The organism is Acaryochloris sp. IP29b_bin.137 (assembly GCF_028285745.1).
Classification (GTDB): Bacteria; Cyanobacteriota; Cyanobacteriia; order Thermosynechococcales; family Thermosynechococcaceae; genus Acaryochloris.
Map to the genome: position 1 here is coordinate 37,707 of NZ_JANQOP010000230.1, position 13,036 is coordinate 50,742.

The 13,036-nt window shown below is 47.2% G+C and carries 12 protein-coding genes and 1 pseudogene; 9 read left to right on the top strand and 4 right to left on the bottom strand.

Annotated features, from left to right (window positions below; genetic code table 11):
• Positions 1-191 precede the first annotated feature (191 nt).
• Positions 192-1,487, top strand: a complete 1,296-nt coding sequence (locus Q0991_RS16070) for a J domain-containing protein (RefSeq protein ID WP_299490084.1) — start codon at positions 192-194, stop codon at positions 1,485-1,487.
• A 23-nt stretch (positions 1,488-1,510) separates the two neighbouring features.
• A complete protein-coding gene (locus Q0991_RS16075; protein ID WP_299490087.1) occupies positions 1,511-3,211 on the top strand; it encodes a tetratricopeptide repeat protein in 1,701 nt (566 codons plus the stop codon).
• Here Q0991_RS16075 and Q0991_RS16080 read toward each other — a convergent pair.
• Positions 3,195-3,779, bottom strand: a complete 585-nt coding sequence (locus Q0991_RS16080) for a hypothetical protein (protein WP_299490089.1) — start codon at positions 3,777-3,779, stop codon at positions 3,195-3,197. The genes Q0991_RS16075 and Q0991_RS16080 overlap by 17 nt on opposite strands.
• 84 nt (positions 3,780-3,863) lie before the next feature.
• Between Q0991_RS16080 and Q0991_RS16085 the strand changes: the two genes are divergently transcribed.
• The 5 genes from Q0991_RS16085 (at position 3,864) to Q0991_RS16105 (ending at position 8,637) form a co-directional block, all read left to right on the top strand.
• Positions 3,864-4,361, top strand: a complete 498-nt coding sequence (locus Q0991_RS16085) for a hypothetical protein (protein ID WP_299490091.1) — start codon at positions 3,864-3,866, stop codon at positions 4,359-4,361.
• A gap of 426 nt (positions 4,362-4,787) precedes the next feature.
• Positions 4,788-5,417, top strand: a complete 630-nt coding sequence (locus Q0991_RS16090; RefSeq protein WP_299490094.1) for a hypothetical protein — start codon at positions 4,788-4,790, stop codon at positions 5,415-5,417.
• Between the two features lie 10 nt (positions 5,418-5,427).
• Positions 5,428-6,846 (top strand): 7-cyano-7-deazaguanine synthase, encoded by a 1,419-nt coding sequence (locus Q0991_RS16095; RefSeq protein ID WP_299490097.1) that lies wholly within the window; start codon positions 5,428-5,430, stop codon positions 6,844-6,846.
• Positions 6,847-6,866: 20 nt separating this feature from the next.
• A complete protein-coding gene (locus tag Q0991_RS16100) occupies positions 6,867-8,069 on the top strand; it encodes an XRE family transcriptional regulator (protein WP_299490099.1) in 1,203 nt (400 codons plus the stop codon).
• Positions 8,070-8,085: 16 nt separating this feature from the next.
• The gene (locus tag Q0991_RS16105; protein WP_299490101.1) at positions 8,086-8,637 is read left to right on the top strand and encodes a hypothetical protein; all 552 of its coding nucleotides are present in this window, start codon (positions 8,086-8,088) and stop codon (positions 8,635-8,637) included.
• Between the two features lie 9 nt (positions 8,638-8,646).
• Here the strand turns inward: Q0991_RS16105 and fetB are convergent, their stop codons facing one another.
• Both fetB and Q0991_RS16115 read right to left on the bottom strand, forming a co-directional pair.
• A complete protein-coding gene (gene fetB, locus Q0991_RS16110; protein ID WP_299490103.1) occupies positions 8,647-9,417 on the bottom strand; it encodes an iron export ABC transporter permease subunit FetB in 771 nt (256 codons plus the stop codon).
• Positions 9,418-9,561: 144 nt separating this feature from the next.
• Positions 9,562-9,945 carry a nuclear transport factor 2 family protein gene (locus tag Q0991_RS16115; protein WP_299490105.1) on the bottom strand — a complete coding sequence of 128 codons (384 nt, stop codon included), beginning with the start codon at positions 9,943-9,945 and terminating at the stop codon, positions 9,562-9,564.
• Positions 9,946-10,103: 158 nt separating this feature from the next.
• Between Q0991_RS16115 and Q0991_RS16120 the strand changes: the two genes are divergently transcribed.
• Positions 10,104-11,243 carry a hypothetical protein gene (locus Q0991_RS16120; protein ID WP_299490107.1) on the top strand — a complete coding sequence of 380 codons (1,140 nt, stop codon included), beginning with the start codon at positions 10,104-10,106 and terminating at the stop codon, positions 11,241-11,243.
• Between the two features lie 25 nt (positions 11,244-11,268).
• Here Q0991_RS16120 and Q0991_RS16125 read toward each other — a convergent pair whose 3' ends face one another.
• Positions 11,269-12,333: a 3-deoxy-7-phosphoheptulonate synthase gene (locus Q0991_RS16125; protein ID WP_299490109.1), complete on the bottom strand. Its 1,065-nt coding sequence runs from the start codon at positions 12,331-12,333 to the stop codon at positions 11,269-11,271.
• Between the two features lie 251 nt (positions 12,334-12,584).
• Here Q0991_RS16125 and Q0991_RS16130 point away from each other — a divergent pair.
• Positions 12,585-12,941: pseudogene (locus Q0991_RS16130) on the top strand (methyltransferase); the annotation flags it as partial.
• Positions 12,942-13,036: the final 95 nt, after the last annotated feature.

Below are 13,036 nucleotides of genomic sequence, written 5' to 3' on the forward strand. Positions count from 1 at the left end.
AAAATCTGTTCTGATCCTTAATATTCCCGGTTCAATGGATAAATCCTATCCTGGTTCAAGTGTCTTCATCAGAACCATCTAGCCCCCACTAGATATTGTCGAACTTCAGAACACAGCCTTGAGTGAGCGACTTGAGGCATACTGGATGAGAGTTCGCTCATTCGGCTTTAAAGACCTGAATTGAAACATTAATGGCGGATTTACAACCTTACTTCCAGCTTCTTCGCGTTTCTGCAGAGGTTACGCCTGCTGAGCTAAAGGCTGCATTCCGTCGTCGAGCGCGTGAGTGTCATCCCGACCTTCATCCTGACAATCCGAATGCTGAGGCGGAATTTCAGCAATTGAGTGAAGCTTATGACATTATCTCTAAAGCTCTTTATCCCGCTCACCAAGCGGCCCCATTCATCTATGCTGATGGCAGTGACAGTCAGAGCCCTGCCCAAGCCCTCTATACCAGAGCCACCCAAAAAGCGGCTGAAAGAGACTATGAAGGGGCGATCAAAGATTACACCCGGGCCATCGAATACGATCCAAAATTTGTGGATGCCTATCTTAGACGGTGCCAAATCTGGTTTGTCCAAGGAGAGGATGAAAACGTCCTCGCAGACTGTAATGAGATTCTCAAATTAGATGATACGGTTGCTCAGGCTTATTATTATCAGGGTCGCGCCCGATTTCAGTTAGGGTCAGCCCCCTCTGCAATTGCCTCCTACAGCCAAGCCATTGCCCTAGACGAAAACTATGCCCAAGCCTGGCTGCATCGAGGGCGGGCTCGTCGGGAGATGAACGCAGATAAATTAGCTCGTGAAGATTTAACCCATGCAGCAGCATTGTTTGAAGCGCAAGGTGAGCCAGATGAAGTCCATCGCGTCCAAATGATATTGCAAGAGATGGGGCGTCGCCCATTCACTAAACCGAAGGTTAAGCCTTCAGAGCATCGTGGGCTGGTCCAAGATATCTTCTCGACCATTCCTCAATTTTTCTGGAACCCGAGTGGGGGGTTACTGCCCACCTTTGCGCGCTTGTCTGCTCGGCGCGCCACTGAAGTGGGGGTGGGCTATGCAGGATTATCCATCATAGGCTTCGTGTTGGCCGCTAATTTATTTCCTGGGGCCTTTAGTGCTGTCTCCTGGGCAGAGCGGCTGATGCTCAGTGCGGTGCCGTTTGTCAGTTTAGTCTTTTTAAATCAACTGGCCCGTAGCTTGACTCGCACTCGGGGCAGTTGGGCCAGCGATATCTTTATCAGTGGGGCAACGTTATTACCCCTAAGCCTGTTGATTTTCCTAAGTGAGTTGGTGGCTCAATTCGGGGCAGCGGCGGTTTGGATCGCCTCGTTCTATCTGGGGTGTGATGCAATATTGATCCTGTATGTAGGCTGTACTCAAATTAATAATTTGTCAGAGCAAAGTGCCACATTAGCCGTGCCGACACTATTATGGGTAACCAGTGCCATAACTTATGGCACTTTTACGCTACTTGCCAACTAAGCGAAAGGAATGAAACAGCCATTGTGATTGTTACTCTGATCGTTTTCTTGGGATGGATTGTCTCCGTTTGTCTGCACGAATTCGGACATGCCATTGTTGCCTATTGGGGGGGAGACAAAACGGTTAAGGATAAAGGATACCTCACCCTCAACCCGCTCAAGTACACGGATGTTTCCCTCAGCTTGGTGCTGCCGATTGTCTTTCTATTGATTGGCGGTATCGCTTTACCCGGGGGAGCCGTGTATATCAATCACAGCCTCATTCGGAATCGCTGGTGGGAAAGTGCTATGTCTGCCGCGGGTCCTGCTGCAACCCTTCTGGTTGCGCTATTGATATCGGTTCCTTTTCGATTGATGAATCCACCTGATTCTTTGGAAAATTCGTTCAATATAGAAGCACTGGATCAACAAACTCTTTCATTTCAGACTCATCTGACAACCCAAGATCAACTGTGGTTAGCCCTTGCTTTCCTGGGACTTCTAGAAGTTGCGGGTGCTGTTTTAAATTTACTGCCCATCCCCTCTTTAGATGGCTTTGGCATTATTGAGCCCTGGCTTCCCCCAAGCCTGCAGCAACAAGCGAAAAAGTTTGGGCGTTATGGTTTTTTAGTCCTATTCGCTTTACTGTGGTTTGTGCCAACTGCCAATGCTGCATTTTGGGGATTTGTGTTTGGCCTGAGTCACCAGCTAGGTATCCCCGCGTTGCTGTCTGGACAAGGGGCTTTGGTGTTTCGGCAAGGGTCTTGGCTACCATTGGTGGTGCTTGTGGCGACCATTGCCATTGGTCAACGACTAAATCCCCAGACCCGAGTGCAGACCGATCAGACGAAGGATTTGCAGCGTGCGATCGCACATTCAGAGCAAGCCGTTCAGGCCCATCCTGATCAGCCCCGGTTTTGGTATCAACGGGGGCAACTCTTACTGGACGACCATCAGTACGAAGCCGCTGAAGCGGCCTTTCACAAGGCCATTCAACTTCAGCCTGACGCAGATACTTGGCATTTAAGAGGGATTGCCCTGTTATTTATGGGGCAATACGAACATGCGATCGCAGCCTTCGACGAAACCTTACATCTCCAGTCCGATCAAGCCTTAGCTTGGGTGCATCGAGGTCGTGCGCAACGAGGGTTACAACGGTTTGAAGATGAAATTGCAGACTATGATCAAGCCCTTGCTCTGGATCCAGAGAATGCGAATATCTGGTGCGATCGTGGTTTAGCCCACTATCACCTTTCCCAATATGAAGCTGCGATTGATAATTTTGATCGAGCCGCTTTTCTGGAACCATCCGCTTGGCAAGCATGGTACCTGAAAGGACTCGCCTTGGTGCCTCAAGAAGAATACGCGCGGGCCATGCGCTGCTACGACCATGCTTTAGATCTACGGGCAGATGCGACCCAAACCTGGATTGCGAAAGGTTCGGTTTTATTACAGCTCCAAGATTTTGAGAGCGCGATTGCTTCCTACAACCAAGCCCTGTCTCTAGAGCCTGAGAATGCCACAGCAGTCTATAACAAGGCTTGTACTTACAGCTTACAAGGACAAAATGCGATCGCTCTTGAGACACTGGATCAGGCCTTGCAACTTGATTCGCAAGCCAGTCGCCTAGCAGCTTCGGACGTCGATCTCGATCCATTGCGATCTCTTCCTGAGTTCCAACAATTACTGGCTCGTTATACTGCTCAGGACAGCGAGGCACCCCCTCCAGCTAACGGAGTAAAATAGGCCAGCGGTATAGAATAAACCGCCCTACGTTAATCGCCCAAACCACCATGAGGAACCAAAGGTATAGCCGCAACCACCGCGGTTGCCGAGCTTGCCGTACCCATAACTGCCCTTGTCCAAGCTGCACAAGCCGAAATATAGAGTAAAAACTGCCAATAATGACCGAAATCCCCCGCTGAAAAATAGGCGTCAAGATCAGCTCTGACACAATCTGGGCCAGGAAAACAATCAGATAGGCATTCAGCAGGCGGCGGATAATCGGACGACGACGATATCTAATCCGCATCATAATGGGCAGTAACAGGCCTGTTACTGCAACAAAGATATGCCAATAGGGAGAGGACGGGGGTAAGCGATCTGCAATATCTAGATGAATTGCCAGCCAATTGGCCCTAGCCAATCCGCCCATCAAAACCGAAAGACCCGTTATGCCAATAATGACTCCCAATAGGAGTTTAGGTTTGAGGGTTTGGGGGCAGGTCATCATCCTGAATAACGGGACTTCTGCGCAGAGAGAGCTGTCACCATTTTCTGAAACTTGAACCGTTCTGTCACTAGTCTGACCCATCAGATGCCTGTCAAGGGATGAAAAGTGTTACGGTGAAATGCGGCCAGTTAAATGGTTGTACCCGTTTGTATCGATCTGAACGCTATGCCCTTAGTATCCTTACTGATTCGGACAACTACACTGATGTTGAGGAGAATCCCTTTACTGAAGTCTCAGCAGCTGTTGAGTTCAGCCTTGGCGGTGTGCCTGGTTGGTATCCTACTGTTCAATAACAGTGTGGCTGCACTCACCCTATCCCTCCCCCAACTGGCAGCAATGGGCGCATCAGATGATGCTTTAGATCAGCGACAGCGGGTTTTAGACGAAGACCTAAAAATTGATCCCACTAAGCTGCGCTATCGAGGTTTGGACTATGTTCAGTTTCAGCCGGATGCCGAACGCTTCAGTGATGCTGAAATTAAATCTTTCATCAAATCAGATATTAATAAAGATGTCTTTGTTGCCGTTGCCAGCGGTTCAGTGCAAGTCTTTGGTAATGTCCAAGATATCGATGTGGCCCGCGAAGTCGTCACTCAAATCAAAGACATTCCGGGTGTCCGAGAAGTTATGTTTGATATTGGCCTAGACACTAAAGCGGAGTAACCCACCCTCACCAGGCTTATTGGTGATCTAGCAGTCAGATTTGTCTGGCCAAAATCACGAAAATATGATGATTATTCGAAGTTTAAGATAAGTGAAAGCCCTGATTCTTGGCAGGACCCTGACTGCCTGACACGCCTACTCAGTCCCTTGGATTTATCCAGTGTGGCAAATGAAGGCTGCCAGACGATCTGAACGAGCTAACCTGAGCAGTTTATGCTGCAATGCAAGTCCAGTTAGCACAAGGCTTTGAGGCACTTACGTCAGGTAGTTAGGCCATTACCTCAATGCCAAAAAGTTTTCGATTGATTGCAGTTACAGGCTGTTTGATTTCTGACATTTAATCTAATTTTTTTATCTATATGTTGACAATGTCAGATCATGGGGTTACCTTCGAAGAAGAGTCTACTGCAAGTGGGGGACGAAAATATGCCTGATGGAGATATTGTGCATAGCGGCTTAGGAAGGCTATATAAGAAGCCATATGAGTGGCTATGCGAAGGAAAAGCCACCAGTGAAGAATGTGCTCGAACTCCCCTGGCAGCCCTCAAGAAAGACATCATCCGAAAAGGTAATCTGCCTGTCAGACTTTCACAATATATGGCGGAAAGATTGATTCAAACTGTCAATGCGATAGGTGATATCAGTGCTGTTAACTGGACTGCTGTCAATACAGCATTTGATCAAATAGCCCAGCAAACGCATGGAAGTCATGCTCTTAAAGAGCTAACTTTACGGGCGGCTAAGAGTTTCCTTCACGATCTAAGGTACGGACAAGAAACTACCATTAGCAATGCACCAACCGCAATCCTAAAAGGATTCTTTCATGAAGTATATGAATCGGAATTCAAAGATCGAATTCCCCTTACTCCAACCCACCATGCTGGAGTTGATCCGACAATTTTAGATCAACGTATTGGGAATATAGAGCCGACCATTTTTACTGCAATACAAAAGTGGGCCAATAAGGCAGTTCATGATGGAAGTGTCAAAAATATCCGATTACCAAGGCGCGAAAAAATCAAAGAAATAGATCTAAATGAGAATATCGGTTGGTAGGTTAATAGTTATGGAAGAACACTACAAATTCGATAAAGACTATACATTTACTTTTGGACCTATTGAGAATGGTAATGGTAGTGTTCATGTTATTGAGCATAATAGTGGATTAGAGGACCATATAGGGATCAATATCTTTGATCAAGATTTCCAATATCGTTCTTCGCATAAGTTTCCAACAGTGGTGGCTGACCTGATTGACCTTGCGGTTAGTATTCATGCTTCTGATCGCCTTGCTTTGCAATCTATCCGTTATGAACAAACTCGAATCCATGTCATTCTTCCTGTAAGAGTCCCAGAAGTAATGAATTCCAGTACATTTCTTGTTAAGTTAGTAAACTTACTAGGATGGACTACTGCTAGCCAATGGTCATTTGAGTTTCTAAAATGTGCTGATTCTGAACGCTTGATCGAACGGCAAGGAGCTATTCCTGTTATTCCTAGGAGCTGTGAAGTAGCGCTGTGGAGTGGAGGTCTAGATGCTCTTGCAGGGCTATATGCTCGTTTAGCAAGCAGTGACGCGGAATCCTTTTTGCTATTTGGCACAGGTAGTAACAACATTACCTATGCCCGCCAAAAACAAGTATATGAAAGCCTAAAGATTCCATATCGCGTTGATCTTTCTCGGATACCCATTAGATTTACAGGCAGCAACTTACATCGAAAAAATAAGATTTCTCGTGCCAGAGGCGTTGTCTTTACATTGCTTGGTTCAGCTTGTGCATACCTGATGGGCCAAAAAACCTTGCATGTATACGAGAACGGGATTGGTGCCATAAATCTCCCGTACCGTAAGTCAGCAGTTGGACTAGAGCACACCCGATCAGTTCATCCCCTAACGTTATTGCAAGTTAGTGGTATTGTTTCAGAGCTGATAGGAGAAAAATTCACAGTTTACAATCCTTTCTTATTTTGGACCAAAGCCGAAATGTGCAAAGAACTCGCCAAGTACGAAAAAGACGATTTAGTGGCATTGACAATGTCCTGTGATAGCCCCCACCGTCAGCAGCCAACTCAGTGTGGATACTGTTCATCTTGTATTTTGAGAAAACAGGCTCTTGCTGCCTCTCACATCAAAGATAAAACTTCTTATGTATTACCGAGCAAAAATAAACGAACAGATGATGTAAGCTTGCATCTAAGACACATGCTAGACCAAGTTTCTACCATCCAAAGCTTGTTAAATGTATCAAGAACTCCTAGTGCTCAGTGGCAGGGCCTGACTAAACAATTTCCGATATTAGATGACATCGTTGATCGAAGTGCTAGCGCAGAAAATCTAACAGCTTCTGAGATGCAGCAAAAATTGATCCAGCTTTATCAAAGCTATGTGAATGAGTGGGATAATGCTGGATCTCAAATCCTGGCAAATTTCTCTGATCAAATCAGTGGTATGCCGCTATCTAATCGAAGTCCCATCACTGTGTAATGAGCTTGGAGAAAAAAGTGATGGCTACAAATGTTTTAGATAATATAGACTTACGTCGATTAGGAGAACGTCTGCAACAGGCACGGAAAAAGTGTGGAATGACACAAGCTGATGCAGGGCAAGTGATTGATGCAGCTCGGACTACCATCGTAGCCATTGAAAAAGGGGACCGTCGGATCAAGCCTAACGAATTGATTCAACTAGCTCGTGCTTATGGGCGAGCAGTCAGTGATTTTGTTCGTTCTACTCCGCCCTCAGAACCTTTCGAAGTTCAATTTCGAGCAGCCTATCGTCGCAATCAAGCGGAAGAGAATCAGATCAAACCAAGTATTGACCGCCTTGAGGAACTTTGCCGAAATTACCTAGAGCTTGAGCAAGCAATGGATGCACCGCTCCCTCGTAACTATCCTCAAGAGTACGAGGTTGCTAATATGCCTATTGAGGCTGCCGCAGAAAGTATTGCGATTGCCGAACGTCAGCGTCTTGGCCTTGGGGATGCCCCTATTCCTTTATTACGCGACATCTTAGAGCAAAGTGTGGGGATTCGCATTTTCTACCTAGAAATGCCGCCCAAATATTCGGAAGTCTATAGCTATGACGAGCAGCTTGGGGGATGTATGGCTATCAATATTTCACATCCTGAAGAACGTCGGCGCTGGTCAATGGCTCATGGATATCTACATTTTCTAGCACATAGATACAAGCCTGTTGTGGATTTTGATGGCCAGTATCAGAGGATTCCAGAGAGTGAAAGACTTGCTGAAGCGTTTCCACCATATTTTCTGATGCCAACCAGTGGGTTGCTCAGCCGATTTAACGATATGTATCGTACTCATAATAAGTTTACTCCCACTAATTTATTTACCCTTGCTCATTACTACGGTGTATCTATAGAAGCGCTTGTTTATCGTTTGGAAGGAATGTCACTGGTACCCTCAGGCACTTGGGAGCGACTAAAAGATCGCGGCCTGAAAGTCAGACAGGTTCAGCAAGAGCTGGAATTAGAGGACATTCCACGTCGAACTGATATGGTGCCTATTCATTATCAACACTTAGCGATTGAAGCTTTGGATCAAGGACTGATTACTGAGGGACGTTTTAGTCATCTTTTGGGTGTTGATCGACTGGAAGGTCGTCGGATTGCAGAGGAGATGCGTGAATATTCTAGTGGCATGGTAGAGCCAGTAATGTATATAGATTTGCTTGATCTCCATCAAGCGTAAGCGGTGGAGAATACTCATGTTAATTCAGCAATCCCACCTAGTACTTGATGCTTGCTGCGTCCTCAATTTTTCTGCTTCAGGTCATTTTCTAGAGATCATAAAAGCGATTCCTGCAAAAGTTGTTGTTAGTGAAGTGGTCAAAACGCAAGAATTGATTACCCTACAACAACTAGAAAGTGAAGGCAATGAAGCTGTTATACAGTTTGAAACAGCAATAAACAAAGGTTTGCTGTTAATTGCAGACTTTGAGTCGGCTGAAGAGGAAGAAACCTTTGTAAAGTATGTTTTTGAGCTTGGAGATGATGGTGAATCAGCAACGGGTGCGATCGCAGTTCATCGTGAATGGGCTATCGCAACAGATGATAAAAGGGCTATTTCTTTTTTTCATCAAGAAGCATCTCAGCTCAAGATTGTTTCAACACTAGAAGTAATCAAATTTTGGGCAGACTCTGCCAATCTATCTGCGTCAGAATTGAAAAATGTGCTCAAAGATATTCGTGTAAAAGGACGGTATGTGCCACACAAGAATCATCCATTATTGGATTGGTGGCAATTGGCAATGCAGTAGCGGGTATTTCTAGGGCAGGGTCAATTGGGCTGCTGAGTTAAAAAACTGACGGTATACGCCTTGAGCCACCAACAATGTTGTCACCAAAGTGGCAAAGGCCAACATAAACATAATCAAGATCTGGTATGACGCTGCTTCCTGGGGATCGACACCGCTGAGCAACTGTCCGGTGATAATGCCAGGGAGCTTGACAAGACCCACCACCATCATGGCGTTAATGGTTGGGATTAAACCCGCTCGGATGGCCTCGCGACGATATTGGGCAATCGCTTGTTGGGGTGAAGCGCCCAAACAAAGGTGAGTTTCAATTTCATTGCGATTGGCTTTTAGGCTTTGCACCAGACGCTCCCCTGCGATCGCAGCCCCATTCATGGCATTCCCCATCACTATTCCAGCTAAGGGAATCAAATATTGAGGGTCAAACCAATTGTCAGGTTGCAAGATAAACACTGTCGTATAGCTGAGGGTCAACACCATACTGATAAAAATCGCCCCCCACAGCCAGGGGATGAGGTAGGGAATATCCTGACCAATGCGGTTGCGAGATTCGATACTAGCAACAGTCAACATCCCTGCAATCAAGGCCAAAATAGCGCCAGGATATTTCCAAGCAAAAATAAACCCTAGCAGGTAACCCATCATCATCAGCTGTAAAACGGTTCGCCCCGCAGCCAACAGTAGACTCCAAGTCAAATCCAGCTGCTGCCAAATGGAGAGACCCACAGCAATACCGATTAACCCCAAAGCCCAAGCTAGGTCAATGGGCTGCAGCGCAATCAAAGCAAGTACCGAGAGAATAAACACGGGTTGAGCAAAGACTTAATGGTGTCGAAATGCTGAACAGTTCCTGGATAGGGTTGGCTCTGGACAAGCATTTAAGGCAATCCTAGCACCCCACTTTGCTATTTTTTATCCTGATTGTTGTCAGATCATGGGACTGCCATGATGATGGACTAAATACCAGTCTTGTCCCAGGCGTTCAAAAATATTCGTCGCCATTGATTCAGCCTTTTGTTGGCGACGTTGAGCAACCTGCAAAACCTTTTCAATCAGAATGACGTAGGCTAACTCCCCGTTGCCATTGACGGTAATAATTTTGGTGTCAATTTCTAGATACGCGGTATTGCGAAAGATCTTTTGCCAGGAGGATTCAATGGCCTCCCAGCCTTTCAGCTCACCCCGTCCAGGATGAACACAAGTGCAGGCAATACCGTGGGACCACACCTGACGCATGGCTTCGAGATCTTTTTTTTCGAAGGCTCGATAAAACGCGTCATTGGCATCCAGAATAACTTGCTCATCTTGCATGGGGGAAGATGTCCTATGCTGTGAAACAAATGGGGCTTAATTGTCTTCTTTCTTTTTAGACGGTCCTTCTCTGATTCAGCGCCTAGGTTAACAACTTGTTATCTGCGTGGCACATTAGGAAATGAACCGATTGCAGCATTTTTGACTTTATTTTGACTATGATCAAACCCAAACTCATGTCCGTTGCGGTGGGTGCGATCGCATTCACCCTAATCGGTGCGCCTTCTCTCAAAGCCCAGCCCCAAAATCCCTTGGGCCTCTCCAAACGGCTCCGTTTCACCCCCACCCAACGGGCAAAACTGGAGCAAGCCAAGGTGAGTTTGGATGCTCAAATCAGAGGCATCCTCACCCCCACTCAGGGGAATCGATTTCAAGGCTCGTTCGCACAAGGTACCTCTCAAGCCATTGCCCTCAGCGCCCGATCCCTCACCCCCCAGCAAATAGCCCGCTTGCAACAAGCAGAAGCGTTGGAGGGAAAGCAACTCGACGATAGTTTGAGCAAGAAACCAGAGAAACAGTTAATGGCGCTGCGAGAGTCTGGGCAAGCAACTCCTACCATCAGCAATGCTGCCATCAGCGCAACACCGATTCCCGTCACTCAGACCGCTCAAGCCCCACCTACGAATCAAGCCCCACCTACGAATCAAGCTCCACAGGCAAATCCCCTCTCATCCTTAAACTTGAGTCCTGCTCAAGCCGCGCAAATCAAAAAAATCGATGCGCTGATTCAAGCCCAGGTTCAAAGTGTTCTCACCCCTACCCAATGGTCCGAATTACAGACTTTACAGACGGCTGGAGCTTCTAAAGGGGCAGCCTTAGCCAAGCTCAATCTCTCTGCCAACCAAGTCACTCAATTAAAGGAAATTGAAGCCATTGCTCAACAGCGCCTTCTTTCCATCCTAAATGCAGAACAAAAAAAGCAGCTCCAAGGCGGGCAGTTGAGTGCTCCGTCTGCTTCCCCCCCGCCAAGCTCAGCCCCTGTTTCCCCGTCTGCTGCTCCCCCTCAGTCCTCAGCACCTTCTGCCCTGGCCACTTTAAATCTCACGACCGATCAGCAAGCTCAGGTTCAGCAAATTCAAGCCTTAGCCAAAGCTCAGGTTCAAGGTATTTTAAATCCTGCTCAATGGCAGCAACTCCAAACACTGCAATCGTCCAATCTTTCACAGGCAGACGCTTTGGGGCAGATCAATCTAACGGGCGAACAAAAATCTAAGCTGCAAGACGTTGAAGTATTGACCCAACAACGCATTTTGTCCATTTTGACAGCAGAGCAAAAAAAGCGGTTACTGACGCCCTGAGAATCGCCTCACTGACAAGCCCGACCTAAACCGCCATCTTATCGGCCCCTCGGACGGACGTGGCGAGGGTCGTTAGCATATCGGTAGTGGTTTCAAAATTAACACAGGCATCCGTAATGCTTTGCCCATAGGTCAGTTGGCTTAAATCCTGGGGAATCGGCTGGTTGCCCGCCACCAAATGGCTTTCAATCATAACGCCTAAGAATTGTTGGGAGCCAGTATTGAGTTGCGCTGCAACATCTTCTAGGACCTCTACCTGCCGATTATGGTCTTTATTGGCATTGGCATGGCTACAGTCGACCATCAATCTTGGATTCAAGCTATGCTTGGCAAGATCTTGGGTGGCTTGTTCCACCTGTTCGGCGGCATAATTGGGGCCGTGTTTCCCACCCCGCAGAACCAAATGGGTATCGGGATTACCCGTTGTCTTAACGATACTGGCAAGGCCATGGTGGTTAATCCCCAGAAACCGATGAGGTTGGTTAGCAGCTAGCATGGCGTTGGTCGCAGCTTGCAGACTGCCGTCGGTGCTATTTTTGAAACCAATTGGCATGGATAAACCGGAGGCCATCTCTCGGTGGGTTTGACTTTCGGTGGTGCGAGCACCAATGGCGGTCCAGGTAATTAGATCGGCAATGTACTGGGGGGTAATTGGATCAAGGAGTTCTGTGGCGGCAGGTAAGCCCAAGTGAGCTAGATCCAAGAGTAGTTGACGGGCTAATCGCAAACCAGTGTTAATGTCATAACTCCCATCAAGATGCGGGTCGTTAATCAGGCCTTTCCACCCAATGCTCGTCCGAGGTTTTTCAAAATACACTCGCATCACAATTTCTAGCTGGTCGGAGAGCTGTTCGCGCAGGACCGCTAGCTTTTTGCCATATTCATAGGCTGCATCAACGTCATGAACGGAACAAGGACCCACAATCACCAGCAACCGCGGATCCTCATGACGCAAAATACCGCGAATGCGATCGCGGGTTTCTGCAACCAAAGCAGCCGCTGTATCCGTCAGCGGAACCTCGTGGTGGAGCAAGGCAGGGCTAATCAAGGGACGGGTTTCAACGACATGCAGGTCAGCTGTCTTATACATGGTGTCTTAAAAACTCCAGTTATGGGCCTAGATCACAAGGACCAGGGGGCGTACCTATAGTTTAGGCAATACTGTGGGGTCATGCCTAGAGATCTCTGATGCCTATGAATGAGCAAAATTGGCTCTCAGCTTCACCAGCCTTGCAAATCAGCTAAAGTTTATGGAGACGAAATTAACAGAGGCCCCCAGTTTTTCAGGGTTTCGAGTTTTGGGGGGCTATCCAAAGCAGGGGGCAGTGGGAGATGGAACCTATGGGACCAAAGGTTTGGGAGATAGTAGATGACTATTTCTCGAATCTCTTGATGTCTACAGATCCAGTTCTAACGGCAGCTCTGCAAGACAGTGATGTCGCTGGTTTACCTCAACATCATGTTGCCCCCAATCAAGGCAAGCTGCTGCATCTATTGGTCCAAATTCAGGGTGCTCGTCGCATCTTGGAAATAGGCACTTTAGGGGGCTACAGCACCATTTGGTTAGCTCGGGCCTTGCCAGCAGATGGCTATATGGTGACGTTGGAAGCCAATCTAAATTATGCTGAGGTCGCTCGAAAGAATCTTGCTAGAGCGAATCTTATGGATAGAGTCGATCTTCGAGTTGGCAATGCCCTAGTGGGTCATTTGGTATGAGCATCGCCATTTTGTGAGGCGTCGGTCAGTATAGAAGCGACCTCAATATTTTCTCGCTATGAGCCGTCGACAACAGC

What these genes read in the sequence shown, in the direction of transcription:
- Q0991_RS16070 (WP_299490084.1), top strand. Translation starts at nt 192, where the DNA reads ATGGCGGATTTACAACCTTACTTCCAGCTTCTTCGCGTTTCTGCAGAG.
- Q0991_RS16080 (WP_299490089.1), bottom strand. Translation starts at nt 3,779, where the DNA reads ATGGGTCAGACTAGTGACAGAACGGTTCAAGTTTCAGAAAATGGTGAC.
- Q0991_RS16085 (WP_299490091.1), top strand. Translation starts at nt 3,864, where the DNA reads ATGCCCTTAGTATCCTTACTGATTCGGACAACTACACTGATGTTGAGG.
- Q0991_RS16090 (WP_299490094.1), top strand. Translation starts at nt 4,788, where the DNA reads ATGCCTGATGGAGATATTGTGCATAGCGGCTTAGGAAGGCTATATAAG.
- Q0991_RS16095 (WP_299490097.1), top strand. Translation starts at nt 5,428, where the DNA reads ATGGAAGAACACTACAAATTCGATAAAGACTATACATTTACTTTTGGA.
- Q0991_RS16100 (WP_299490099.1), top strand. Translation starts at nt 6,867, where the DNA reads ATGGCTACAAATGTTTTAGATAATATAGACTTACGTCGATTAGGAGAA.
- Q0991_RS16105 (WP_299490101.1), top strand. Translation starts at nt 8,086, where the DNA reads ATGTTAATTCAGCAATCCCACCTAGTACTTGATGCTTGCTGCGTCCTC.
- Q0991_RS16115 (WP_299490105.1), bottom strand. Translation starts at nt 9,945, where the DNA reads ATGCAAGATGAGCAAGTTATTCTGGATGCCAATGACGCGTTTTATCGA.
- Q0991_RS16120 (WP_299490107.1), top strand. Translation starts at nt 10,104, where the DNA reads ATGATCAAACCCAAACTCATGTCCGTTGCGGTGGGTGCGATCGCATTC.
- Q0991_RS16125 (WP_299490109.1), bottom strand. Translation starts at nt 12,333, where the DNA reads ATGTATAAGACAGCTGACCTGCATGTCGTTGAAACCCGTCCCTTGATT.